Genomic DNA, 24,970 nt, shown 5'->3' with positions numbered 1-24,970 from the left:
TGGGCGCCGCCTCCTCCGGTGCTGGGCAAACGCGCCCAGCGCAAGGCCGACAGGGAGGACGAGAAGGCACGGGCGCGTGCCGCCGCCACCCCCGCACGGACGCTCCGGGAAGGGAATCCCCGGCGCCGCGGCGTCCTGTGGGTGATAATCCTCGTGGTGGCTGCCCTCCTGGCGACAGGCGCCGGCTGGTTTTTCGGGATGGGCCCCGGCGCAGCCGCGTCCATCCCTCCCGTCGCCAACAAGACCGTAGCGCAGGCGCAGCAGCTGCTCAGCGACGCCGGCTTCCGGTCCACCACCAGGGACGTGTTCGACGACGACGTGCCTTCCGGCCTGGTGGTGGGCAGCGAGCCCGCCGAGGGCGCGGAGATCCGCAAGTTCCAGCCCGTGGCCCTCTATGTTTCCAAGGGGCCCCAGCTTTTTCCGCTGCCCGTTCTGGCCGGCGGCACCCTTGAGGAAGCCAAGAACCGCCTCAACGCGGCGGACATGGCACTGGGGCCCGTGACGGAGCAGTTCGACGAGCAGGCACCCGCGGGCACGGTCTTGTCGCAGGACCCTGCTGCAGGGACGGATGTCCGCCGCGGTACGCCTGTCAGCCTGGTGGTTTCCAAGGGGCCCGAGCCTATCCCGGTGCCGCTGGTGGTGGGCCAGGACCAGGACGACGCCGTTGATGCCATCACGGCAGCCGGTCTCCGGGCAGATGTGGCCGGCGAGGAAGTCTTCAGCCGGGACATTCCCAAGGGCGCTGTGGTCAGCCAGGCGCCGGCGGAGGGAACGCTTACCCGCGGCGGAACCGTGACCCTGACCATCTCCAAGGGCCCCCGGATGGTGGAAGTCCCCAGTTACATCGGCAAGCAGGCCAAAGAAGCCGAACAGGCACTGCGCCAGCTCGGCTTCGACGTGAAGGTGAACAATATCCTCGGCGGCTTCTTCGGAACCGTCAGGGATCAGGACCCGGTCAACAAAGAGGTTCCGGAGGGATCGGTCATCACCCTGACGGTGGTGTAGCCGGACCTGCCGGCCACACCACTATCGGGTCATGAGTGTGCGGCGCCTAGTGCTTTGCCAGGGCGCCGGCTACCAGGAAGGCCATCTCGAGGGACTGCATGTGGTTCAGGCGCGGGTCGCAGACCGACTCGTAACGGTCCAGGAATGCGTCCTGGTCCACGGGATCGGCGCCGCCGAGGCACTCTGCGACGTCGTCGCCGGTCATTTCCACGTGCAGGCCGCCGGGAACGGTCCCCAGCGCGTGGTGCACCTCGAAGAAGCCGCGCACTTCGTCAATGACGTCGTCGAAATTGCGGGTCTTGTAGCCGTTGGGGGACGTGACGGTGTTCCCGTGCATGGGGTCCGTGACCCACAGCACCTGCGCGCCGGACGCGGTGACCTTTTCGACGACGGCGGGCAGCTTCTCGCGGATGTTGCCGGCACCCATGCGGGTGATGAACGTCAGCCGGCCGGGCTCGCGCTCCGGATCCAGCTTGTCGATCAGGCGAAGGGCGTCATCGCCGGTGGTGGACGGGCCCAGCTTCACGCCGATGGGGTTCCGCACCCGTGAGAGGAAGTCAACGTGCGCGTGGTCCAGTTCGCGGGTCCGCTCGCCGATCCAGAGGAAGTGGGCGGAGGTGTCGTACGGGTATCCGGTGCGTGAATCGATCCGGGTCAGCGCCCGCTCATAGTCCAGCAGCAACGCTTCGTGGCTGGCAAAGAATTCGACGCGCTTCAGTGCTTCGAAGTCGGCGCCGCAGGAGGCCATGAACTGGATGGCGCGGTCGATGTCGCGGGCCAGGGACTCGTAGCGTGCGTGGGCCGGGTTCTCGGTGAAGCCCTTGTTCCACTGGTGCACCGAACGCAGGTCCGCAAACCCTCCCTGCGTGAAGGCGCGGATCAGGTTCAGCGTGGAAGCGGACGTGTGGTAGGCGCGGAGCATCCGGGAGGCATCATGGCCCCGGGACTGTGGAGTGAACTCGTAACCGTTCACGATGTCGCCCCGGTAGGCGGGCAGGGTGATGCCGGCGCGGGTTTCGTCATTGGACGAACGGGGCTTGGCGAACTGCCCGGCCATGCGGCCCATCTTGATGACGGGCATGGCGGCACCGTACGTCAGCACCACGGCCATCTGGAGGATGGTCTTGACCCGGGCGCTGATCTTGTCTGCCGTGGCAGCCTCGAAGGTCTCGGCGCAGTCACCGCCCTGCAGCAGGAAGGCCTTGCCCTGGGCAGCAGCGGCCAGCCGCTCGCGCAGGACATCCACTTCGCCCGCGAAAACCAGCGGGGGAAGGACGGAGAGTTCCTTCACCGAGGCGTCGAACACGTCACGGTCCTGCCAGCTGGGCTGCTGGGAAATGGGGAGGTCCCGCCAGTTATCAAGTCCGGGATAGTCGGCTGCTCCGCTCTGGGCGGTGCTGGACAGCGAAAAGGCGGGTTTTGCAGATAGCTCAGTCACCATCTAAGACTAGCGGTCGCGCAGCTCCCCGGGACACCGCACTGTCACGCTTAGGGCCCGCCGCGTCACAACCCGCTCAGCCCGCGGCAGCACCGCCGTCGTCCGCTTTTCGCGTGTCATCCGAAGGACCGCCCTTGCCGGCGCCTGGAGAGGCCTCACTTACACTGCCGGATTCAGGTGCGGGCGAGGCCAGGGGCTCGGCGGCAGCTGCCGGCTCGACCACCTTGCCGGCCAGCCGCAGCTTGACAACCGCGGCGTACTCGTCCACGTATTCCTGCCCGGAGAGACGCATCAGTTCGAACATGATCTGATCGGTGACTTTCCGCTGGATGTCGCGGTCCTCGGCTTGGTCCCGGTAGTGCCTGAAGTCCAGCGGCTCCCCGAAGATCATGCCGATCCTGCGGATGTTCGGCAGCCGCTTTCCAATGGGCTGGACCTTGTCCGTACCGATCATGGCGACAGGGATCACCGGGACCCCGGCCTGCAGCGCAAGCCTGGCTACGCCAACCTTGCCCCTGTAGAGCCTGGAATCCGGGCTCCGCGTGCCCTCAGGGTAGATGCCCAGCAGTCCGCCATGCGTGAGGACCTCCATGCCGGCAGTCAGTGACGCCGCGGAGGCAGCTCCCCCGGACCGGTCCATGGGCAGCTGGTTGGTCAGGCGGAAAAACAGGGCAGTCAGCCTGCCCTTGATTCCAGTGCCGGTGAAGTACTCCGATTTGGCCAGGAAAACCACCGGACGGCGGACCATCAGCGGCATAAAGATTGAATCGGAAAAGGAGAGGTGGTTGGACGCAATAATCGCCGGGCCTTCAGCCGGAATATTGTCCAGTCCCTTGACCCAGGGGCGGAAAAGGAGCTTCAACACAGGACCGAGGAAGATCCGCTTCATGACCCAATAGAACACGTGAGAAACCTCTCCGGAAGGCGGCCTGCAGGCCCCGCGTCGGGCCTGGCCAGCAGTTCAATGCAACCCTACTCTAGTGAGATTTGTCCGGAACAGTGACACGATGGAGGCATGAGCGAAAGCAGCATCCCGTCCCCTCCTGCCGCTTTCAGCTATCCCGGGCACGGGCCCAATGCGCGGATCGGCATCGCCATCTGCCATGGCTTTACGGGAAGCCCCCTCAGTGTCCTGCCGTGGGCCGAGCACCTCGCTTCACAGGGTTACGCCGTGACCGTCCCCCTGTTACCGGGCCATGGGACGGACTGGCGCCACCTGGCCAGGACGCGGTGGACCGACTGGTACCGCAGCTTCGAGGCCGCCTACCTGGAGCTCGCGCGGAACACCGAAACGTGCTTTGTGGCCGGGCTCTCCATGGGCGGGGCCATTGCGCTGCTGACGGCCTCCCGGCACACCGTTGCCGGGGTGTCCGTGGTCAACCCGGGCCTGAGCTTCTACGACCGGCGGGTCCGGGTGATCGGAGTGCTGAAGTACTTCCAGCGGACAACCCTCCCCATAGAGGAGGAACAGGCGACGGCGGCAGCCACGAATGACGGGGATTACTCACGTACTCCCCTGGCAGCGGTGCACGAGCTGAAGAAGCTCTTTGGTGCAGCGGCCCGCGGCCTGCCCAAGGTCACGGCGCCGGTCCAGGTCTTCAAGTCCCGCACCGATGCCGTGGTACCGCCGACGTCCCTGGCGCTGCTCCGGAAAGGCCTCGGCAGCCACCTCACTGAGGTGGTGGACCTCCACAGCAGCGGGCATGTGGCTACGCTGGACGTGGACGCACCGGAGATCTTTGCGAAATCCAGTGCTTTCTTCCACGCCCTCGCCCGCCAGAACACCGCATTGGAGACTCCATGACCTCCAGCCTGGACCACAGCCCCTTCAGCGCCGGCTGCACCGGCGAGGGTCCCCGCATCGGCGTGGTCCTCTCCCACGGGTTTACCGGCAGCCCGCACGGGCTGCGTGCCTGGGCCCAGGCCCTGGCCGGCGCCGGCTTCGCCGTGCGCATGCCCCTGCTGCCCGGTCACGGCACCAGGTGGCAGGAACTCGCCCGCACGCGGTGGCAGCAGTGGCACGGCGCGCTGGACGACGCGTACCTGGAGCTGGACGCCAGCTGCGATTACGTCTTTTCGGCAGGATTGAGCATGGGTGGAGCGCTTGCCCTGCGGATCGCTGCCACCCGCCCTGTGGCCGGGGTGGTCCTTGTCAACCCGGGGCTGGTCATTGACGATCCGCGCGCGCCCCTCGCCGGCATCCTGAAGCTGGTCATGAAAAGTACGCCGGCCATCGGAAACGACATCCTTAAAGAGGGCATGGACGAGGGCGCCTATTCGCGAACCCCGGTAGCTGCCGCGCATGAGCTCAACAAGCTGTTCAAGGACACCATCAGGATCCTGCCCAGGGTCACCGCTCCGGTCCGGGTCTACCGGTCCACCGTTGACCACGTGGTATCTGACTCCAGCATCCATGCCCTCCGCCGCGGACTGACCCACGCTCCCCTGGATCTGGTTCGTCTTGAAAACAGCTACCACGTGGCCACCCTGGACAACGACGCCGACCAGATTTTCCAGGGCTCCGTGGACTTCATCCGGGCAGTGGTTTCCGGCGGAAACCCGGAACGGCCAGCCGCAAATGCAGCATCGAACCTGGAGGCCACGCCCCATGAACAGGCCTGACCCCGGACCCCAGGACCAGGGCGCGAACCCGGACGACGCCGTCTGGCTGGACCTCGTGGCCCGCCTTGAATCCGGCGCCCCACATGCAGGCCCGGGCAGCGCCACCGGCACCGGAACCGACATGGATCCCGCTGCGGATGCGGCGCCGCGCCAGGATGCTGCAGCACCGGGCGGAAGGCCGCCTGCGTTCCGCGACTTCGACCCGCTGGGCCTTGCGGGCGCAGTCCCCGCGGAGTTGTCCGCAGCGGAACGTCAGGCCTCAGCGGAAACCCCTGGCCCCGGCGTCGAGGCAGGCTTCCCTTCCGGCCCGCGCGACTACGATGTGGACCCGGATGACGGTGAATTCGTCCCGGAGGAACCGCCCAGCCTGGCCGGGACAGATCCGTTGACCATGCTTGCGTGGCTCGCCGCCGTGGGGGGTCCGGTGGCGCTGCTGCTGTCCGTGATGTTCTGGCGCTCCGCCCCGCTCCTGGCCATCGTGGCTATTGTGGCTGCGTTCGTCCTGGGAACCGTCTACCTGATCATGAAGCTTCCACAGGAAAAAGACGAGAACGACGACGGCGCACGGGTTTAGCGCGGCCGGCTTCCCCGGCTGCGCTCCCCCTAATCAACCGCCGGAGGAGCGCGCCGCGTGCCGTCAGCGGCGCGCCCGGCTGCTGACGCGGGACAGGTCCGCGGCCCCGATGAGTCCGGCATTCGGCCCGAGGGCAGCCAGCTGGATGCCGGCGGCCGGCCGGAAACCCCGCCCCGTCAGGTTGCGGGCGAAGGCCTTCCGGGCAGGCTCCACCAGCAGGTCGCCTGCTGAACACAGGCCGCCGCCGATGACGAAAAGCCCCGGATCCAGGGCCGCTGCCAGATTGGCCAGCCCCAGACCCAGCCACTCCCCTACTTCCTCAAGCAGCTCGCGGCACGCCGGGTCACCGGCAAGTGCCAGCTCCGTGACGATCGCACCCGTGATTGCTTCGGTCCGTCCGCCGACGGCCGCGAGCAGGTCCTGCGCCACCGGAGAGTTTGCGCGCGCAAGGATCCGGGCTTCGCGCCCCAATGCGTTTCCAGAGGCATACTGTTCCCAGCAGCCGCGGTTTCCGCATTCGCACCGGTGACCGCCCGGCATGATGATCTGGTGGCCGAACTCGCCTGCCACGCCGAACCGTCCGCGTTCCACCCTGCCGTCCATCACCATGGCACCGCCAATGCCGGTACCCAAGGTGATGCAGACCAGCCGGTCTTCCCCCTGCCCCGCCCCAAAGCGCCATTCCGCCCACGCAGCGGCATCGGCGTCGTTGGTCAGGAGCACGGGCCTGCGGAGGAGCTGCTGCAGGTTTGCCCGGAGCGGTTCATTGCGCCAGGCCAGGTGGGGGCTGAAAAGCACCGTGCCGCCGTCGAGGTCCATCCACCCGGCGGCGCCGATGCCCACGGACCAGATCCGGTGCCCCCTGCCCAGTTCTTCCACCAACTCCACGATGACCTGCTCCACGGCCCGGGGGTCGCTGCCGGGGGTCGCGCGGCGCGCTTCGCGGAGGATGCGTCCGTCGGCATCCACGACGCCGGCCGCCACCTTTGTCCCGCCGATGTCGATTCCAATGGCGAGGCCCTTGCGGCCGAGGCGAAGATGCTCACGGAAGCCCCCGCCGTCGTGCCGTGTCCCGGCCCGGCGCGAGGTGGGCCGCGCCCTCCAGGGGGCAGTTCTGCTCAAGGGCCCGGGCTGTTTGCCGGGGGGCGGTGCGTACATAGTTCCCCATTCTAGGTGGGCATATTCCACGGCCGTGCGCGGACAGGCGGAGCAGCTGCCGACATGTCCGCAGGGCAGCGTTGACGGCAAAGTTACCGGCCAGTAACTTTAGATACTGCATGGTCACGCATGGGCGTACTAGTCTTTAGGCATACCCCTGCGCGGGACCTCGGATATCAAAGGAGCTATAGTGCGCGAATTCAGTGTTCCGCCTCTTGTTGTTGTCCCACCGGAGACCAACATCACCGACCTAGTGCTGCGGCAGGCAGCTAAGGCCAGCAACCCGGCACTCTTTTCGCGGCTTGATGCCTCCGGAGCCTGGCAGGACATTTCCGCCACTGATTTCCTGGCAGACGTCCGGGCGCTTGCAAAAGGACTGATAGCCAGCGGCGTGGGAGCGGGCGACCGCGTGGGCATCATGTCCCGCACCCGGTACGAATGGTCCCTGGTGGACTTTGCCATCTGGTTCGCCGGAGCCGTCTCCGTCCCCATCTACGAAACGTCCTCGCCTTCCCAGGTTGCGTGGAACCTCGGTGACTCCGGCGCTGTGGCCGCCTTCGGCGAGGCAGCCCACCATGAGGACACCATCCGCCAGGCCGTGACGGCGGAAGCACTCACCGCACTCCAGCATGTCTGGCAGCTGGAAGGAAACGGTCTCGATGCCCTCCGCGAAGCCGGCCGCGGCGTCAGCGACGACGACCTTGAGGCCCGCAGGAAGACCGCCGGACTGCGCGACACCGCCACCATCATCTACACGTCCGGCACCACAGGCAGGCCCAAGGGCTGCGAACTCACGCATGGCAACTTCGTCGAGCTGTCGGACAACGCGCTGGCCATCATTGGCGAAATCGTCCATGAAAACGCGAAGACCATCATGTTCCTCCCCCTGGCACACGTCTTCGCCCGCTTCATCTCCGTCCTTGCGATGGCTGCCGGCACCACGGTGGCCCATACCCCGGACATCAAGAACCTCCTGGCAGACCTCCAGAGCTACGAGCCCACGTTCATCCTCGCGGTGCCGCGCGTCTTCGAGAAGGTCTACAACTCCGCCCTGACCAAGGCGGAGGACGGCGGAAAGGGAGCGATCTTCCACAAGGCGGCCGACACTGCAATCGCGTACTCCAAGGCTCGGCAGGACGGCCGTATCGGCCTGGGCCTGAAGCTCCGCCACGCCTTGTTCGACAAGCTCGTCTACGGGAAGCTGCGGGCGGCCATGGGCGGGCACGTGGCCCACGCCGTCTCCGGCGGCGGTCCCCTGGGCGAACGCCTGGGCCACTTCTTCCAGGGCATCGGGCTGCAGGTGCTCGAGGGATACGGCCTGACCGAAACCACCGCCCCCATTTCCGTGAACACGCCATCACTGATCAAGATCGGCTCCGTCGGGAAGCCCCTGCCCGGCAACTCGGTCAAGATCGCCGAGGACGGGGAAATCCTTGCCAAGGGTGTCTGTGTTATGCGGGGCTACTACCAGCGGCCGGACCTCACCGACGAAACGTTCGACGACGGGTGGCTGCGCACCGGAGACATCGGCCGCCTGGATGAGGACGGCTTTGTCTGGATCACAGGGCGCAAGAAGGAAATCATTGTCACCGCCGGCGGGAAGAACGTCATTCCCGCCCTGCTGGAAGACCAGATCCGGGCGGATGCGCTCGTCTCGCAGGTGCTGGTGGTGGGTGACAACCGGCCGTTCATCGGTGCGCTGGTCACCTTGGACCAGGAAGCCCTCCCCGGCTGGCTGCAGCGCCACAACCTCCCCGCGGACACCTCCCTTGCGGAGGCCGCCAACAACCCCGTGGTCAAGGCCGCCGTCCAGGACCTGATCACGGCGGCCAACACTTCTGTCTCGCAGGCCGAAGCGATCAAGTCGTTCCGCATCGTGCCCGCCGACTTCACCGAGGCATCCGGCCACCTGACACCTTCCATGAAGGTCAAGCGGGCCCAGGTGATGAAGGACTTCGAAACGGTCATCGAGGAAATGTACGCCGCACCGCGTTCGTAGCAGGCACCGCTAAGAGGCAGGGCCCGGTCCGGCAGCGTGCGTAAAAGGGGCCCCGCGCCCCCGCTCGCCGCGAAGCGGCCTCAGCGGGGCGGGGGGAATAGCACGCAGAGGATCAGGCCCTGCCTCAACCGCAGGCCCCGCCAGCAACACGTAAGGGTCCTCCCATCTGGGAGGACCCTTACGTGTCTAAGCTGCCTGCTACTGCTCGACCACCAGCAGGAGGTCTCCGCCTTCCACCTGCTCGACGGCGGAGACGGCGAGGCGGGAAACCTTGCCGGCCACCGGCGTCGTGATGGATGCCTCCATCTTCATGGCCTCGATGGTGGCCACCGTGTCGCCTGCCTTGACCTCATCGCCCTGCTTGACCGTCAGGGTGACGGCCCCGGCGAAGGGTGCCGCAACGTGGCCGGGCTGGCCCGGGTCCGCCTTCTCGGCGGCCTTCACGTTGCTCACGACGGACCGGTCCCGCACCACGACGGGCCGGGACTGGCCGTTGAGGGTGCACATGACGGTGCGCATGCCCTTCTCGTCCGGCTCCGACACGGCTTCCAGTGAGGCGATCAGCCGTACGCCCTTCTCCAGCTGGATTTCGTGCTCCGCGCCGCGCTGCAGGCCGTAAAGGTAGTCGCGCGTGTCCAGCACGGACAGGTTGCCGTAGGTCTCCACGCTCTTGAGGTAGTCCTTGGTGGGACCGTCGAAGAGCAGCCGGTTGAGCGTGTGCTGCCGGGTCTTCGAGTCGGACTTCAAGGCAGCACTGTCATCGGCGCTGAGTTCAACGTCCCGGACCTTCACGCTGCGGCCCTGCAGGGCCTTGGTGCGGAACGGCTCCGGCCATCCGCCCGGAGGATCGCCGAGCTCGCCGGACAGGAAACCGATGACCGAATCGGGAATGTCATAGTTCTGCGGGTTCTCGTTGAAGTCGGCCGGATCCGCGTTCAGGCCCACCAGGTGCAGGGCAAGGTCACCGACAACCTTCGACGACGGCGTGACCTTGACCAGGCGGCCAAGGATACGGTCGGCGGCGGTGTACATGTCCTCAATGGCCTCGAACCGTTCGCCCAGGCCCAGAGCCATGGCCTGCTGGCGGAGGTTGGACAGCTGACCACCCGGAATCTCGTGCTGGTACACGCGGCCGGTGGGGCCCGGCAGGCCGGATTCGAAGGGCGCGTAGACCCGGCGGACCGCTTCCCAGTACGGCTCGAGGGAGCTCACCGCGGCCAGGCTCAGGCCGGTGTCGCGGGGTGTGTGGGCCAGTGCCGCAACCAGTGCCGAGGCCGACGGCTGGCTGGTGGTTCCGGCCAGCGATGCCGAGGCGACGTCCACGGCGTCCACACCGGCGTCCACGGCAGCAAGGAGGGTGGCCAGCTGGCCGCCCGCGGTGTCGTGGGTGTGCAGGTGGACCGGCAGGTCGAACCGTTCCCGGAGGGCCGCGACGAGCTTAGCGGCCGCGGCGGGACGGAGCAGGCCTGCCATGTCCTTGATCGCCAGGATGTGGGCTCCTGCATCCACAATCTTCTGTGCCAGCTCCAGGTAGTAGTCCAGCGTGTAGAGCTTTTCTTCCGGGTCCAGCATGTCCGCCGTGTAGCACAGGGCCACTTCGGCGACGGCGGTGCCGGTTGCCCGGACTGCCCGGATGGCAGGAGCCATCTGGCTGACATCATTCAGGGCGTCGAAGATCCGGAAGATGTCGATGCCGGTTGCCGCGGCCTCGTTGACGAAGGCCTCGGTGACCTCCTCGGGGTAGGGCGTGTAGCCCACGGTGTTGCGGCCGCGGAGGAGCATCTGCAGGCACACTTTCGGGAGCGCCTGGCGAAGGGCGGCGAGCCGGTCCCAGGGATCTTCGCCCAGGAACCTGAGCGCCACGTCGTAGGTGGCGCCGCCCCAGGCCTCAACGGACAGCAGCTCCGGCAGCAGTGCCGTGACCGCGGGGCCGGCCGCCACCAGGTCGCGGGTGCGCACCCGGGTGGCCAGCAGCGACTGGTGTGCGTCACGGAAGGTGGTGTCCGTGACGGCGACCGGGTTCTGTTCGCGCAGCGCCTTGGCAAAACCCTCGGGTCCCAGTTCAAGCAGCTTCTGGCGGGAGCCGGGTGCAGCCTGCTTGTCCTTGACCGACGGCAGTTTGCTGGCCGGGTTGGAGTGGACAGTCAGTTCGCCGTTGGGCTTGTTGACGGTTACTTCGGCCAGCCAGGTGAGGAGCTTGGTGCCGCGGTCGGCGGAGACGCGGGCCTTGAGCAGCTGCGGGCGCTCGTCAATGAAGGAGGTGGCGACGTCGCCTGCGATGAAATCGGCGTCGTCAAGCACTGCTTGCAGGAACGAGATGTTCGTAGAGACGCCGCGGATGCGGAACTCCGCCAGCGCACGGCGGGCACGGGCGACGGCGGACGGGTAGTCCCTGCCCCGGCAGGTCAGCTTCACCAGCATGGAATCGAAGTGCGGGCTGATCTCGGCACCCGAGTACACCGTGCCGCCGTCGAGCCGTACTCCTGCACCGCCTGCGGAGCGGTAACCGGTGATCTTTCCGACGTCGGGACGGAAGCCGTTTGCGGGGTCCTCCGTGGTGATGCGGCTCTGCAGCGCCGCGCCCTTGAGGTGCACCGTCTCCTGCGAGAGGCCCAGGTCCGCCAGCGTCTCGCCGGAGGCGATGCGCATCTGTGCCTGGACCAGGTCGACGTCGGTCACTTCCTCCGTGACCGTGTGCTCCACCTGGATGCGGGGGTTCATTTCGATGAAGACGTGCTGGCCGGCGCGCTCACCGACGGTGTCCACCAGGAACTCCACGGTGCCGGCGTTGACGTAGTTCAGTGCCTTGGCGAACTTGACGGCATCCCGGTAGAGCGCCTGGCGGATGCCTTCGTCCAGGTTGGGGGCCGGCGCGATTTCGATGACCTTCTGGTGGCGGCGCTGGATGGAGCAGTCGCGCTCGAAGAGGTGCATAACGTTCCCCTCGGCATCGGCCAGGATCTGCACCTCGATGTGGCGCGGGCGGAGGACGGCCTGCTCCAGGAACATGGTGGGATCGCCGAACGCCGCATCGGCCTCGCGCATTGCGGACTGCAGGGCCTCCGGGAGGGCTTCCCGGGTATCCACCCTGCGCATGCCGCGGCCACCGCCGCCGGCGACGGCCTTGGCGAAGATGGGGAATCCGATGTCGTCGGCAGCCGCAATGAGTTCGTCCAGGTCCTTGGACGGCGCGCTGGACTTCAGGACCGGCACGCCGGCGTCGCGGGCAGCCTTCAGCGCTGCCACCTTGTTGCCCGCCAGTTCCAGGACCTCTGCGGGCGGCCCAACGAACGTGATGCCGGCAGCCTTGGCTGCCCTGGCGAGGTCCGGGTTCTCGGAAAGGAAGCCGTAGCCCGGGTAGATTGCGTCCGCTCCGGATTCCTTGGCTACGCGCACTACTTCGTCAACATCCAGGTATGCCCGGACGGGGTGGCCCTCTTCGCCAATCAGGTAGGCCTCGTCCGCTTTTTGGCGGTGGATCGAGTTCCTGTCCTCATGGGGGAATACGGCAACGGTCTTGGCGCCCAGCTCGTAGCCGGCGCGGAAGGCCCTGATCGCGATTTCGCCGCGGTTGGCCACCAGAACTTTGGAAAACATACTTCTCCTGCATCATTGCGGGTGGATCGGTGAGTGGTCACAGTGTCTAGGACCTACAAGGACAAACACAAATCTTTGTGGCCACCATCACAGATTTCCCCGTCATGTCCCGAACCCTTTTGCCGCCGCGGGCGGAAACCGCCCCCGCAGCACAGTCGGTGCCATGCCGACGCCCAATAAAGCAGGATTCGCCGACGCATCAACATATGATGAGTAGGGCGGCAGGACCGTCCGGCTTCGGCACTGCCGGAGCAAACATTACCCCCAACACGGCATCCGGCGTTAGGTTTTGGTCTCTCAAGTGCAAGTAGTCAGCATCAGCAGCCTCAAGGGTGGAGTCGGCAAGACTTCCGTCACCACAGGATTGGCGTCTGCGGCGCTGGCCGCAGGCATCAACACGCTGGTGGTGGACCTTGATCCCCATGCAGATGCCACTACTGCGTTGGGCGTACAGCCCGGCGACCAGCTGGATATCGGCCGCATGCTCAAGAGCCCCCGCCGTGCCAACCTGGCCGAAAACGTGGTCCGCAGCAGCTGGACGGCGCGCGCCCAGGCCAACGGCTCCGGCCCGGCAGTACTCGACGTCGCCGTCGGATCCGCCTACACGGGCATCTACGACCGTCCGGACCTGCGCCGCCGGGACCTCCGCAGGCTGTCCTCGGTGCTGGCCACCGGCGGCGATTACCAGCTTGTCCTGGTGGACTGCCCGCCGTCCCTCAACGGCCTGACCCGGATGGCGTGGACTGCCAGCGACAAGGTGGCGCTGGTAGCCGAGCCCGGCCTGTTCTCGGTGGCGGGTACCGAGCGGACCATGCGGGCCATCCAGCTTTTCCGGCAGGAGTTCGCCCCCAACCTCTCCCCCGCAGGCATCGTGGCAAACCGGGTGCGGTCAGGGTCCTCCGAACACACCTACCGGCTCGCTGAAATGGAATCCATGTTCGGCGACCTCCTCCTGACCCCCCGGATCCCCGAGCAGGCCAACTGGCAGCAGATCCAGGGCGCCGCCCACCCCGTGCACCATTGGCCCGGCGACTCCGCAAAGTCTGCCGCGGCACTCTTCGATGACCTGCTGGCAAACGTGATGGCGGTGGGAAGCGGCCTGCGAAGCCGCGCCCGGTAGGGCACCGAGCCGCCAAATCCTGTTAAACGGATAAGGGGCCGTCCTCCAAACGGAGGACGGCCCCTTATCTGTTAAGCCTCAGCTGATTTTGCGTGCTGCGCGGCGCTTGCTCAGTTCGTCGTCCGGAAAGGACTGCTCGGCGGCGTGCTCACTGGGAAGTGATGCCAGGCTGCCTTCCACTTCACGCCACACCCGGCCCACGGCGATCCCGAAGACGCCCTGCCCGCCCTGCACAAGATCGATGACTTCATCGGCGGAGGTGCACTCGTAGACGCTCGCGCCGTCGCTCATCAGCGTGATCTGGGCAAGGTCCTCGACGCCGCGTTCCCGCAGGTGCTCCACGGCGCTGCGGATCTGCTGCAGGGAAACCCCCGTGTCCAGGAGGCGCTTGACCACTTTGAGGACAAGGATGTCGCGGAAGCCGTAGAGGCGCTGGGATCCTGACCCGGCAGCACCGCGGACCGCAGGCTCCACCAGGCCGGTGCGGGCCCAATAGTCGAGCTGGCGGTAGGTGATCCCGGCAGCCTTGCACGCCGTGGGGCCCCGGTAACCGGCGTCCTCGTCCAGTACAGGAAGGTCCTCGGTAAACAGGAGGCCCTGGGCACCGCTCGCGGGCACAGCAACACCAGCCGTGGGCTGCTTCAGCCCGCCTGCTTCGCCTTTGGGACTCACCTGGATCCTCCTTGTCATGCGCTCCCGGGTAACTACTGCAGCAGCGGTGCATGAAGACCATGCATGTAATTTTCGCGGGGCGCACTTTCCAGTGTGACTTGCGAGGCTGCCGTAAGCAATGGGAACTTGATACTTCGACGTTAGGCCCGGCGGCCTGCAAGGTCAAAGACCCTGAGGGGTTTCACGAGGCGTGTCGAAAGATTCATCCTCAACTTTAACCTTAACGTGACCTTAGCCGTCGAAATCCTCGGGTTCCACATCGTCCAGGAACTCGCGGAACCGGCGCAGTTCACGCTCTTCGTCAACGGTGGGGCCGGGCTCGGTGTCCTCGCCCTCGTCGTGCTCTGTGATGCGCACGCCGGCCTCATCCATGACCGAGTCGGCGCACCAGATCCGGCACTTCGCGCGCAGGGCCACTGCAAGCGCGTCCGAGGCCCGCGAGCTCACCGTGGTGCCATTCTCGAACTGGAGCTGGCCGTAGAAGATGTTGTCCTCCACTGCCACGATGTTGACGCTGACCACCGAATGCCCCAGCGCTTCCACCACGTCCACCAGGAGATCATGGGTCATGGGACGGGGCGGAACGACGCCCTGCTGGGCCAGGGCGATGGCGCTGGCTTCGGGAGTACCGATCCAGATGGGAACGTGCCGCTCACCGTGCATCTCCCGAAGCAGGACCAGCGGCTGGTTGGAAGGCAGTTCGATGCGAACGCCTACAATCTCGACTTCAATCATCAGATGTCCATGCGTGAGATATGGTCCTGCACCAGAGCCCGGTGCAGGGTGAGGCAGAGGTCGCTGATTTCGCGGGCGGCCTCGGCCGCGCGCGCCTGGGACGCGGCGTCCTTGCGTGACGCCAGCGGCGCCACGGCGCGTTCCACCAGGCCGAACTCCCGCTCGGCAGCCGCCTGGAAGGGGCGCAGGTGGCGGGGTTCAAGGCCGTGGCTTTCCAGCTGGACACAGGCCCGGGCCACCTGGAGGGCGTGCTCGTCGAATTGCCCGTTGGTGTGGCTGATCAGGCCGAAGCTCAGGAGGGACTGCAGCAGCGGCACGCTGGCGCCGGACTCAGTGCGGAGCTGTTCCTCGGTGAGCTTGCGCCCCCGGCTCTGCAGTTCCGCCGCCAGTTCGTCGGAGACGATACGGGGGGAAACAACGACGCCGGGCGGCAGGTTCTCCGGGCGTTCGCCCCTGTCGATCGCGTCAAGGTAGTCCTTGATGACTTTCAGGGGAAGGTACTGGTCCCGCTGCAGGGCCAGCACGAAGCGCAGCCGCTCGACGTCGCCATCGGAGTACTGCCGGTACCCGGCAGGCGTCCTGCGGGGGTTGATCAGCCCCTTTTCCTCCAGGAACCTGATTTTGGAAGCAGTCATGCCGGGGAAGTCCTCGCTGAGCTGCGCGAGGACTTCCCCGATGTTGAGGACCTGGGGTCCCCGGCGTTCCGGTTGTGCCATTGCCACAGGCAGAGGTCCCCGGTTCAGCCGCGGCCTGCAGCGGTGGCAGGGCTCAGGTAGAAGGTGAGGCGGAACTTGCCGATCTGGACTTCGCTGCCGGACTTGAGCTCCACGCTGTCCACGCGGTCGTGGTTGACGTAGGTGCCGTTCAGGCTGTTCTTGTCCACCACTTCGAAGCTGCGTGCCGTGCGGCGGAACTCGACGTGGCGGCGGGAGACTGTGACATCGTCCAGGAAGATATCGGCGTCGGGGTGCCGGCCTGCCGTGGTGACATCGGAGTCGAGCAGGAACCGTGCACCGGCATTGGGGCCGCTGTGGGCGACCAGCAGCGCCGATCCAGCCGGCAGCGCCTCCACGGAGCTGCGCTCCTCGGACGAGAGCTTGGGTGCGATCGTGGGCTCATCCCTCACCGGAGTGAGGTGGATGGAGGTGGTCTCCGACTCCCTGGCCGCACCCGAGCCGTATTCCCCGTCGGCAGGGTTCTGTGTGTGGCCAGCCATGGACTCCTCCTCTTTCCGCTGCGGCCGTCAGGCCTGCAACCAACATATGTCCTCCGGGCCTGCCGCGCAGGTCCGGAACCGGCAGCCGATCCGGCCGCTGACGTGCGAAGACATTCTGGCTTCGCCCCGGGCCGGACCGGAAATTCCGGTTAGCTTTAGCCTACCTGCTGTTCGTACTCCGATGCACTGAGCAACGAGTCGACGGCGTCAGCTTCAGCAAGCTTGATCTCGATCAGCCAGCCGTCCCCGTAGGGATCGGTGTTGATCAGGGCGGAATCGGTGTCCAGGGACTCGTTCCGGCCCACAACTTCGCCGCTGACGGGAGCGTAGATGTCGCTGACGCTCTTGGTGGACTCCACCTCGCCTACAACTTCGTTTGCCGTAATCTTGGTGCCGACTTCCGGCATCTGGGCATAGACAACATCCCCGAGTGCGTCCTGGGCAAAGTCGGTGATGCCTACCCGGACCACGCCGTCGGCATTGGGGGCGGTGACCCACTCGTGCTCGGCGGTGTAGGACAGATCTTCGGGAATGTTGCTCATCAGGGGCCTTTCATCGGGTCGAACACCACTGTCAACGCGGCCCGGGAAACGGGCTGCGTTGAAAGTATAGGCACAACTGCCGGGGCGTTCGCCGGGGTTTCTGACAAGATGGGACGCATGAGCGCACGCACGGTCAGCGGCCACGCCAGGAACGGCGGGTGACGGATGCCTGAGCTCCCCGAGGTTTCCGGCCTGGCAGGCTACCTGGACGACCATCTGCAGGGAACCGTTGTTTCCAAAGTGCAGATCGTGTCCTTCGCCGTACTCAAGACAGCCGATCCTCCCTTCAGTGCCCTCGAAGGCAGGACCGTTACCGGTGTACGGCGCTTCGGAAAGTTCATCAGCATTGACACCGGCGGTATTTCCTTCGTCTTCCACTTGGCCAGGGCGGGCTGGGTCCGTTTCACGGACTCCCCCACCGACGCCCAGCTGAAAATGGGGAAGGGGCACATCGCCGCCCGCCTTGCCTTCACCGGCCCCGGGGGCCCGCGCGGGTTCGACCTCACCGAGGCAGGCACCAAGAAGAGCCTGGCGGTTTATGTGGTCCGGGATCCCCAGGAGGTGCCGGGCATCGCCACCCTGGGCCCGGACCCGTTCAATGAGGCGTTCGACGCCGACATGCTGGCTGGGATCCTTGGCTCCAGTTCCCAGCAGATCAAGGGGCTCCTGCGCAGCCAGGGCGTGATAGCCGGCATCGGCAACGCCTACAGCGACGAAATCCTGCATGCCGCCCGTATCTCGCCGTTCGCCACCGCCAAATCCCTGGACCGGGCAACAGTCCAGGTGCTGTACGACGCCATCCATGACGTCCTGGGCACTGCGCTGGCGGAGGCCAGCGGCAAGCCGCCAAAGGATCTCAAGGACGTGAAACGGAGCCACATGCGCGTCCATGCCAGGGCGGGCCAGCCCTGCCCCGTGTGCGGAGACACGGTCCGCGAGGTTTCCTTTGCCGACACCTCCCTGCAGTACTGCCCCACCTGCCAGACAAAGGGAAAGATCCTGGCTGACCGCAGGACCTCGAAGTTCCTCAAGTAGGAAGACTCAAGGTCTCGGCACGGACTCTGTGCGGGGCGGTTCAGCGCCGGTTAAACAGCAGGGGCCGCTTCCGGATTCCTCCGGAGGCGGCCCCTGCTGTTTCTTTGGTCGGGCTGACAGGATTTGAACCTGCGACCCCTTGACCCCCAGTCAAGTGCGCTACCAAGCTGCGCTACAGCCCGCTGGTTCTGCCGTTCTCCGCTGTGCTTGATCCCTGAATCTCTCCAAGAATTTCCACCAGCAGTCCGGCCGAACCACCTAGAAGAGCTTACACGATCCCGGAGCGTGCCAGTGACACTTTCCCGGATTCAGCCCTATGGTGTGTCGGAGACAACACCGGAGCTAGCGCTTCTTGCCGCGCTTTTCCCGCACGCGCATGCTGACCTCGATTGGCGTGCCCTCGAAGCCAAACGTTTCCCGCAGCCGGCGGGTGATGAAGCGCCGGTATCCGGGGTCCAGGAAACCGGTGGTGAACAGGACGAACTTCGGCGGACGGCTGGATGCCTGCGTGCCGAAGAGGATGCGCGGCTGCTTTCCGCCGCGGACGGGGTGCGGGTGGGCGGCAACAAGCTCGCCAAGGAACGCGTTGAGGCGGCCGGTGGCAATGCGCTTGTCCCAGTTCTCCAACGCCAGGTCCAGGGCAGGAACCAGGCGGTCCTTGTGCCACCCGGTTTTGGCCGAGATGTTAACGCGGGGTGCCCATTCCACGTGGGCCAGGTCCTGCTCAATTTCACGCTCGAGGTAGCGCCGGCGTTCGTCGTCGAGCAGGTCCCACTTGTTGAAGGCCAGCACCAGGGCGCGGCCCGACTCAATGGCAAGCTGCAGGATCCGGACGTCCTGCTCGCTGAGGACCTCGTCCACGGCAAGGAGCACGACGGCGACCTCCGCCTTTTCGAGCGCGGCCTGCGTACGGAGGGAGGCATAGTAGTCCGCACCTTGCGCCATGTGCTGGCGGCGGCGGATGCCTGCCGTGTCCACGAAGCGCCAGGTGCGGCCGCCGAGTTCGATGAACTCATCCACCGGATCGCGGGTGGTGCCGGCGGTGTTGTCCACCACCACCCGTTCAGTCCCGGCCAGTTTGTTCAGCAGGGAGGACTTGCCCACGTTGGGGCGGCCGATCAGGGCGATGCGGCGGGGCCCGCCGGAGCGTTCCAGGCCCTCGATGGTGGAGAATTCCGGAAGCACGTCCATCACGTGGTCCAGCAGGTCCGCCACGCCGCGGCCGTGCAGCGCCGAGACCGGGTAGGGCTCGCCAAAGCCCAGGCCCCACAGTGTGGCGGAGTCCGCCTCCTGGGCAAAGTCGTCCACCTTGTTGGCCACCATGATGACCGGCTTCTTGCTACGGCGCAGCATCTTCATGACGCCCTCGTCGGTGGCGGTTGCGCCTACTGCGGAGTCCACCACGAAGAGCACTGCGTCCGCGAGCTCAACGGCCATCTCGGCCTGCTCGGCCACGCGGGCATGGATGCCGCGGGCGTCGTGTTCCCAGCCGCCGGTGTCCACCAGGGTGAAGTTGCGACCGTTCCAGTTGGCGGAATACATGACACGGTCGCGGGTGACTCCAGGGGTGTCCTCCACCACGGCTTCGCGGCGCCCAAGGATACGGTTCACCAGCGTGGACTTACCCACGTTGGGCCGGCCGATGATTGCCAGGACGGGATCGAGTTTGACGGGGCCGTCGAAGTCCTCGTCGCCGTATTCGCCGCTCAGCAGTGCCGCGTCTTCCTCGTCGAGGTCGTAGTCCTCCAGGCCCGCCCGGAGGGACGCCGCGCGGAGCTCTGCCTCGTCGTCGTCAATGGCAGCCAGCCGTTCGGCCACCTGGTCCGTGCCCGTGGGCGTGTATTCGTCTTCGCCGGCGCCGAAGTGGCCGGGAGTTTGAGTCGTATCGCTCATTGCACTGTCCTTAGTGGTCATCTGCCGGCGTCCCGGCTACTGCTGTTAAGTCTTGGCGGGCATCTGCGAAAGGCAGTGGCTGCCCGCTGAGTTGAATGGAGTCCTGGACGTGCCCTGCCAGCGCGGCGCGGATTTCCAGCGCCGCCCTGTCCATTGAAACACGCCCGCTTTCCCCTGCCCGGCGGGCAAGGGTGAGGGCATTTCCGAAGCTGACGTGGAAGCGCCTGCCCGGCCGGGGTACGGAATCGAGGTGCTCCGCTCCCCTGCGGGTGCCCAGGATGGCCACGGGGACCACCGGGGCACCGGAGTTCAGCGCCAGCCAGGCGACGCCGCCGTTGATGTCCGCCGCCGCCCCGCTCCCCCTGGTTCCTTCGGGGAGGATGCCAACACACCGGCCGGCGTCGAGCACTTCCTTGCACCGCTGCAGCGCGGTCCGGTCGCCGCGCCTGTCCACCGGCAGCTGGCCCGAAGCTGTCAGGACCTGGCCGAGGAAGCCCTTGAACATCTCCTGCTTGACCAGGATGTGCATGGGGCGTGGTGAGGCGCCGAACATGACCGGCCCGTCCAGGAAGCTGATGTGGTTGCCCGCAAAGATCACGGGTCCGCCGGTAGGCACATTTTCCTTGCCGGTGACGGTTGTCCGGTACACCACGTGGTCGAGGATCCAGCCCACCGGCCTGCTCCACGCCATGGTCAGGCCCGAGGGAACACCCGGCCGGGAGGTGGTGGCGGCGCGTTCAGTCACGGTTGAGGACCTTTGTGACGATCACCAGGGCAGCGGCCACGGTCTGGTCGAAGTCGAGGTCCGACGAATCCAGCGTCACTACACCGGAGGCGGCTTTGGTGAAGTTCACCACGGAGGAGTCCTTTGCATCACGGTGGGTCACCTGGGCCGCCAACTGCTCGGCGTTCTGGGTGCCGCCCAGCTGGATTCCACGCCGGCGCAGCCGCGCTTCCTCGCTGGCAGTCAGCAGCATCCGGACTTCCGCCCCGGGCGCGACGACGGTAGTGATGTCCCTGCCCTCCACCACCATGCGGCGGTGGTGCTTTTCGATCAGTTCCCGCTGCCGGCGGATCAGCTCAGTCCGGGCCCCCAGGGTGGTGGCTACGGCGCTGACGGCGGAGGAAATGGCCGGCTCGCGGATGGCGTCGGTCACGTCAACACCGTCCACCCGAACGTACTCCTCCAGCGGGCTGGTGCTCAGTTCCAGGACCAGGTCGCGTGCGGCCTGTTCCACTGCTGCGGCGTCGTCAAGGTCGATGCCCTCGTTGACGCAGAACCATGTGAGGGCTCGGTACATCGCGCCGGTGTCCAGGTACGCCAGCCTGAGCCTGCGGGCCACTTCCTTGCTGACGCTGGACTTGCCGGAGCCGGACGGGCCGTCAATGGCCACCACCAGCGGCCGGCCGATGCGCAGCGCAGGCATGGTATCGAGAAGTTCCTGTGTCATTACTGGAGTACCCGCCATCCGCGGTCGTTGAGTGCTTCGATCAGGTGGTCATGCTTGTTCGGCAACACGGAGATTTCCACCATACCTACGTTTTGCCCGGACGAGTGGTCCAGGCGGAGGTCCTCGAGGTTGACGCCGATCTCGCCGATTTCCGTGAGGAGCCGGGCGATCTGTCCGGGCTTGTCGTCCACCAGGACGGTCAGCCAGGAATACGCCTGCGGCGGCCCGCCGTGCTTGCCCGGAATACGTGCCTGGCCGGCGTTGCCTTCACTCATGAGCTGCGCGAGGTCCAGGCGTGCGCCCGGAGCCGTGGGATCCTCGAGCGTTCCGATCAGGCGGTTGAGGTCATCCCGGACGCCGTAGAGGATTTCCACGACTTTCGCAGCGTTGCCGCCGAGGATCTGGACCCACAGGGACGGGTCACTCGCCGCTATCCGCGTGACGTCCCGCAGCCCGTTGCCGGCCAGGGACAGAGCATGCAGCGGCGTACCCTGGAGCCGGCTCGCCAGCAGCGAGGACATTACCTGGGGCAAGTGGGACACCAGGGCAACAGCTTCATCGTGCTCCTCGGCCGTGAACTGGGATACAACTGCGCCCAGGTCCGAGGCCAGGGAACGGGCCGTCTGGAGGGCGGCGCCAGAGGTTTCCCCTGAGGGGCACACCACCCACGGCATCGAAGTGAACAGCTCGCCCCGGGCAGCCACCGGGCCTGACTTTTCCCGCCCGGCCATGGGGTGGGTGCCGACGTACCGGGACAGGTCGACGCCGCGGCGCCGCAGGCTGTCCAGGATGCCCGCCTTGACGCTGGCAATATCCACCACAACAGAGCCGGGAAAATCCGAAAGGGCTTTTTCCACGACGTCGGCCGTCACGTCCGGCGGCGCAGCAATCACCACCAGCTGCGGAACATCGCTGCCCAGTTCCGGCAGCGGCCGGCCCGCACCGATGTCCACGGCCACCGCCTGGTTCGTGGGCGAGGGGTCGGACAGGAACACCGGAACGCCCCGTCCGCGCAGGCCCAGTCCAATGCTGGCGCCAAGCAGTCCGGTCCCGAGGACCACCACCGGACCATCCAGGTGCCCGCGGCCCTGGCTATGGAAGGCGGACATGCCTCAGAGCCCTACGGATGCCAGCAGATGCCCGACTTCCTGCTTGCCGAGGTTGCGGATGCTGCCCTGGCGCTGGTCACCCAGGCCGATGGGGCCCACCTTGACGCGGACCAGCCGCAGGACCGGGAAGCCGACGGCGTCGAACAGGCGGCGGACAATACGGTTCTTTCCCGAGTGCAGCACCACTTCGATCAACACGTGACCGGGGGTTGAGTCAACGAGCCGGAAGGAATCCACTGACGCAAAACCGTCCTCCAGTTCCACGCCTTCCTTGAGCTGCGCGCCGATACCCTGGGGGAAGGGACCGCGGACCTGCACCAGGTACGTCTTGGGCACTTCATAGGAGGGATGCGTCAGGCGGTTGGCCAGCTCGCCGTCGTTTGTCAGCAGGAGCAGCCCCTCGGTGGCGACGTCGAGGCGCCCCACATGGAACATCCGTTCGCCGGTGTTCTTGTTGCTCTTGAGGAAGTCGCTGATGCACGGACGGCCTTCGGGGTCCTCCATGGTGGAGACAACGCCCTTCGGCTTGTTGAAGACCATGTAGACGAGGTTCTCATCCAGCTGGATGCGCAGGCCATCCACGTGGATGACGGAGGTCTTGGGATCAACCCGGACACCGAGCTCGGTGACGACCTGTCCGTCCACTTCCACCCGGCCCTCGGCAATCATCTCCTCGCAGACGCGGCGGGAGGCTACGCCGGCCGAGGCCATGACCTTCTGCAGGCGGACGCCGTCGGCGTCGTGCAGTTCCGACTGGGGAACGTCGCCGCGCGGGCCCTTCTTCCGTGACGGCCTGCGCACTGGCCCCAGGTTCTGGCCGAAGCGTTCGCTTCCGAACGCACGGGAGGCTGCGGCACCGGGTGCGCCGGTGCGCGGCTTCGGCTTGAGGGCGCCTGGGGTGCCCGGCGCCTTCTTGGCTCCGGGCTTACGCGCTGCAGGCTTCCGCGAGGAAGGCCTGGCGGCCTTCGGATCTGCGGCGCCGCGGCCCTGCTGGGGGCCGTCCGACGCCAGATCCGGATCGATGAAGCGTTCCTCGCGCGGCTTGGGTGCGCGCTGCGGGCGGTCGCTGCCGAACCCGCCGCCCCGCTTCGGGGCTCCGCCGCGGAACCCGCCCGCTGACTTGCCACCCTGGGAGGTGTTGTGCTGTGTTGTCTTTCGTTCCGAACCGTTGCGTCCCGAACCGTTACGTGGTGAACCCTGGCGTCCCGCCTGTGTCATGACCCGTCCTTCAATTGTTTGGCCGGAAAGGTGTCCAGAGACAACCCTAACCAGCCGTGCAGAAATAATCTGCCCTGATAAATGTCCTTGCCCAGGCAGCTCGAAACTGCCTAGATCCCTTCAGCGTCGTAGTACTCCGCGATGCCGTCCAGGCCCGGAAGATGGGGAGACAACTGCGGCAGCTCGGCCACAGAACCGATGCCCATCCGTTCCAGGAAATACGATGTGGTCCGGTACAGCATGGCCCCGGATTCCGGATCCGTTCCCGAATCCTCGATCAACCCGCGCTGGGCGAGGGTCCGCACCACAGAGTCAACATTGACGCCTCGAATTGCGGAAACCCTGGCCCTGGAGACGGGCTGCCGGTACGCGATGACCGCGAGCGTTTCCAGGGCTGCCTGGGTAAGCCTGGCTGTCTGGCCCTCCAGCACATACTTGCCCACTATGTCGGCGAAGTCCGTGCGGGAGTAGATCCGCCAGCCACCGGCGATGTTCCGCAATTCAAAACCCCGGGGGCTGGAGCCGAAACCAACGTGGCTGGCTTGATCCATATCCGGGGCTTTAACAGTATAGCCGCTATACTCGCGCTGCAGTTCGGCCAGCAGCGCGCTGACCTTGTCCACGGTCAGGCCAAGGCCGGCTGCCAGCTCCTCCTCTGTGGCCGGCTGGTCGATGACCATCAGCACAGCCTCAACGGCAGCCTTGGCCCCGCCCGGGAGGTTTTCGAGGTCCTCCTCCCCCGGTTGCGTGTCTTCCGTGGCTTCCTTGGTCACAGCTGCTCCTCGAACTCTTCACTTAGGTTGTCTGCGGACCACTGCCGGCTGCCGGCGGTCCAGTGGACGGCAAGGTCCGCCAGCGGCGACACCTGGTCGAAGGACACCGCTTTGTCCCGGAACAGCTCCAGCAGCGCCAGGAACCGCGCAACCACCACAAGGGTGGACTCGGCGTCGGCGATGATGGCCCGGAACGTGAGCGGCGATTCCCGCTGGAGCCGCAGCCCAACGATTTCCGCCTGCTCCTTGACGCTGACATTGCCGCCATGGAGATGGGCCAGCCCCACTTCGGTGGGCTTCGGCGCCTTGGGCCGCAACGCAGTTTCCGCCAGCGCGGCAAACTGTTCCGGGGTGTGCTTCCACACGAGTTCCGGGAGCATGGCCGCGAAATGCTCCTCCAGGGCAACCTGCCGGGGAAAGCGCATGGCTTCCTGGTGCAGTGTGTCACCCAGGAGACCGGCCACATGCTTGAAGGCCTTGTACTGCAGGAGCCTGGCGAAGAGCAGGTCCCGGGCCTCGAGCAGTGCCATGTCCTCGTCGTCTTCCACGTCACCGGCGGGAAGGAGCCTGGCAGCTTTGATGTCCAGGAGCGTCGCGGCAATCACCAGGAACTCGCTGGCTTCATCCAGCGCCCACTCCCCGCCCAGTTTCTGCAGGTTGCGGATGTACTTGATGAATTCGTCTGTCACCGTGGCGAGGGCCACCTCGGTGATGTCCAGCTGGTGCTTGGCGATCAGTCCCAGCAGGAGGTCGAAGGGACCCGTGAAGTTGGCCAGCCGCACCTCGAAGCCGGGCTTGGATTCGGCCACGTCC

23 protein-coding genes and 1 tRNA gene are annotated in these 24,970 nt (G+C 66.2%); 7 read left to right on the top strand and 17 right to left on the bottom strand.

The genetic code is table 11. From position 1 onward, the window contains the following. The coding region (locus ACKAE7_RS09710; protein ID WP_408979037.1) for a PASTA domain-containing protein at positions 1 to 1,005 on the top strand (1,005 nt) is incomplete at its 5' end. Positions 1,006 to 1,051: 46 nt separating this feature from the next. On the opposite strand, the gene ACKAE7_RS09705 is transcribed toward ACKAE7_RS09710, so the two are convergent. Further along, entirely contained in the window at positions 1,052 to 2,446 is a 1,395-nt protein-coding gene (locus ACKAE7_RS09705; RefSeq protein WP_408979036.1) for a class II 3-deoxy-7-phosphoheptulonate synthase, read from the bottom strand. Between the two features lie 73 nt (positions 2,447 to 2,519). After that, positions 2,520 to 3,347, bottom strand: a complete 828-nt coding sequence (locus ACKAE7_RS09700; RefSeq protein ID WP_190613968.1) for a 1-acyl-sn-glycerol-3-phosphate acyltransferase — start codon at positions 3,345 to 3,347, stop codon at positions 2,520 to 2,522. Between the two features lie 111 nt (positions 3,348 to 3,458). On the opposite strand from ACKAE7_RS09700, the gene ACKAE7_RS09695 reads away from it, so the two are divergent. The 3 genes from ACKAE7_RS09695 to ACKAE7_RS09685 are packed head-to-tail and all read left to right on the top strand — an operon-like array spanning position 3,459 to position 5,639. Beyond that, entirely contained in the window at positions 3,459 to 4,247 is a 789-nt protein-coding gene (locus ACKAE7_RS09695; RefSeq protein ID WP_188813279.1) for a carboxylesterase, read from the top strand. Then, the gene (locus ACKAE7_RS09690) at positions 4,244 to 5,065 is read left to right on the top strand and encodes an alpha/beta hydrolase (RefSeq protein ID WP_408979035.1); all 822 of its coding nucleotides are present in this window, start codon (positions 4,244 to 4,246) and stop codon (positions 5,063 to 5,065) included. The genes ACKAE7_RS09695 and ACKAE7_RS09690 overlap by 4 nt, the downstream gene beginning before the upstream one ends. Then, positions 5,052 to 5,639: a hypothetical protein gene (locus ACKAE7_RS09685; protein ID WP_408979034.1), complete on the top strand. Its 588-nt coding sequence runs from the start codon at positions 5,052 to 5,054 to the stop codon at positions 5,637 to 5,639. Before ACKAE7_RS09690 ends, ACKAE7_RS09685 begins: the two co-directional genes overlap by 14 nt. Positions 5,640 to 5,702: 63 nt before the next feature. Here the strand turns inward: ACKAE7_RS09685 and ACKAE7_RS09680 are convergent, their stop codons facing one another. Continuing rightward, a complete protein-coding gene (locus ACKAE7_RS09680) occupies positions 5,703 to 6,797 on the bottom strand; it encodes an ROK family glucokinase (RefSeq protein ID WP_104188737.1) in 1,095 nt (364 codons plus the stop codon). Between the two features lie 190 nt (positions 6,798 to 6,987). Here ACKAE7_RS09680 and ACKAE7_RS09675 point away from each other — a divergent pair, with 190 nt between their 5' ends. Beyond that, complete coding sequence (locus ACKAE7_RS09675; RefSeq protein ID WP_408979033.1) at positions 6,988 to 8,796, top strand: AMP-dependent synthetase/ligase; 1,809 nt, start codon at positions 6,988 to 6,990, stop codon at positions 8,794 to 8,796. Positions 8,797 to 8,994: 198 nt separating this feature from the next. Here the strand turns inward: ACKAE7_RS09675 and ACKAE7_RS09670 are convergent, their stop codons facing one another. Then, entirely contained in the window at positions 8,995 to 12,393 is a 3,399-nt protein-coding gene (locus ACKAE7_RS09670) for a pyruvate carboxylase (protein ID WP_408979032.1), read from the bottom strand. Positions 12,394 to 12,694: 301 nt separating this feature from the next. Between ACKAE7_RS09670 and ACKAE7_RS09665 the strand changes: the two genes are divergently transcribed. Next, positions 12,695 to 13,513 (top strand): ParA family protein, encoded by an 819-nt coding sequence (locus ACKAE7_RS09665; RefSeq protein ID WP_408979031.1) that lies wholly within the window; start codon positions 12,695 to 12,697, stop codon positions 13,511 to 13,513. Between the two features lie 78 nt (positions 13,514 to 13,591). On the opposite strand, the gene ACKAE7_RS09660 is transcribed toward ACKAE7_RS09665, so the two are convergent. The 5 genes from ACKAE7_RS09660 to gcvH all read right to left on the bottom strand — a co-directional run bounded on the left by ACKAE7_RS09660 (position 13,592) and on the right by gcvH (position 16,678). Next, positions 13,592 to 14,185 carry a MerR family transcriptional regulator gene (locus ACKAE7_RS09660; protein ID WP_066275050.1) on the bottom strand — a complete coding sequence of 198 codons (594 nt, stop codon included), beginning with the start codon at positions 14,183 to 14,185 and terminating at the stop codon, positions 13,592 to 13,594. Between the two features lie 231 nt (positions 14,186 to 14,416). Continuing rightward, on the bottom strand, positions 14,417 to 14,920 hold the full coding sequence (locus tag ACKAE7_RS09655) for a bifunctional nuclease family protein (RefSeq protein WP_009358600.1): 504 nt from the start codon (positions 14,918 to 14,920) through the stop codon (positions 14,417 to 14,419). After that, a complete protein-coding gene (locus ACKAE7_RS09650) occupies positions 14,920 to 15,636 on the bottom strand; it encodes a MerR family transcriptional regulator (protein WP_188813289.1) in 717 nt (238 codons plus the stop codon). The genes ACKAE7_RS09655 and ACKAE7_RS09650 overlap by 1 nt, the downstream gene beginning before the upstream one ends. 23 nt (positions 15,637 to 15,659) lie before the next feature. Then, positions 15,660 to 16,136, bottom strand: coding sequence for an FHA domain-containing protein (locus ACKAE7_RS09645; RefSeq protein WP_188813291.1), 477 nt, complete (start codon positions 16,134 to 16,136; stop codon positions 15,660 to 15,662). A gap of 155 nt (positions 16,137 to 16,291) precedes the next feature. Continuing rightward, the gene (gcvH, locus tag ACKAE7_RS09640) at positions 16,292 to 16,678 is read right to left on the bottom strand and encodes a glycine cleavage system protein GcvH (protein WP_104188752.1); all 387 of its coding nucleotides are present in this window, start codon (positions 16,676 to 16,678) and stop codon (positions 16,292 to 16,294) included. A gap of 165 nt (positions 16,679 to 16,843) precedes the next feature. Here gcvH and ACKAE7_RS09635 point away from each other — a divergent pair, with 165 nt between their 5' ends. After that, positions 16,844 to 17,713 (top strand): Fpg/Nei family DNA glycosylase, encoded by an 870-nt coding sequence (locus ACKAE7_RS09635; protein WP_191036130.1) that lies wholly within the window; start codon positions 16,844 to 16,846, stop codon positions 17,711 to 17,713. 105 nt (positions 17,714 to 17,818) lie between these two features. Here ACKAE7_RS09635 and ACKAE7_RS09630 read toward each other — a convergent pair. From ACKAE7_RS09630 to ACKAE7_RS09595, 8 genes are all read right to left on the bottom strand, one after another. Then, positions 17,819 to 17,895 (bottom strand) — tRNA-Pro (locus ACKAE7_RS09630). A 160-nt stretch (positions 17,896 to 18,055) separates the two neighbouring features. Beyond that, entirely contained in the window at positions 18,056 to 19,606 is a 1,551-nt protein-coding gene (gene der, locus ACKAE7_RS09625) for a ribosome biogenesis GTPase Der (protein WP_104188756.1), read from the bottom strand. Between the two features lie 10 nt (positions 19,607 to 19,616). Continuing rightward, positions 19,617 to 20,297: a lysophospholipid acyltransferase family protein gene (locus tag ACKAE7_RS09620; RefSeq protein ID WP_190614013.1), complete on the bottom strand. Its 681-nt coding sequence runs from the start codon at positions 20,295 to 20,297 to the stop codon at positions 19,617 to 19,619. A 46-nt stretch (positions 20,298 to 20,343) separates the two neighbouring features. Beyond that, a complete protein-coding gene (gene cmk / locus ACKAE7_RS09615; RefSeq protein ID WP_188813295.1) occupies positions 20,344 to 21,057 on the bottom strand; it encodes a (d)CMP kinase in 714 nt (237 codons plus the stop codon). Then, positions 21,057 to 22,166 carry a prephenate dehydrogenase gene (locus tag ACKAE7_RS09610; RefSeq protein ID WP_188813297.1) on the bottom strand — a complete coding sequence of 370 codons (1,110 nt, stop codon included), beginning with the start codon at positions 22,164 to 22,166 and terminating at the stop codon, positions 21,057 to 21,059. Before ACKAE7_RS09610 ends, cmk begins: the two co-directional genes overlap by 1 nt. A gap of 3 nt (positions 22,167 to 22,169) precedes the next feature. Next, positions 22,170 to 23,384, bottom strand: a complete 1,215-nt coding sequence (locus ACKAE7_RS09605; protein ID WP_408979030.1) for a pseudouridine synthase — start codon at positions 23,382 to 23,384, stop codon at positions 22,170 to 22,172. A gap of 110 nt (positions 23,385 to 23,494) precedes the next feature. After that, on the bottom strand, positions 23,495 to 24,157 hold the full coding sequence (locus ACKAE7_RS09600) for an SMC-Scp complex subunit ScpB (RefSeq protein ID WP_188813300.1): 663 nt from the start codon (positions 24,155 to 24,157) through the stop codon (positions 23,495 to 23,497). Continuing rightward, positions 24,154 to 24,966: a segregation and condensation protein A gene (locus tag ACKAE7_RS09595; RefSeq protein ID WP_408979029.1), complete on the bottom strand. Its 813-nt coding sequence runs from the start codon at positions 24,964 to 24,966 to the stop codon at positions 24,154 to 24,156. The genes ACKAE7_RS09600 and ACKAE7_RS09595 overlap by 4 nt, the downstream gene beginning before the upstream one ends. Between the last annotated feature and the right edge of the window lie 4 nt (positions 24,967 to 24,970).

The sequence above is a fragment of the Pseudarthrobacter sp. NKDBFgelt genome (genome assembly GCF_046097905.1).
Classification (GTDB): Bacteria; Actinomycetota; Actinomycetes; order Actinomycetales; family Micrococcaceae; genus Arthrobacter; species Arthrobacter polychromogenes.
This window is presented reverse-complemented; position numbering and strand designations above follow the sequence as displayed.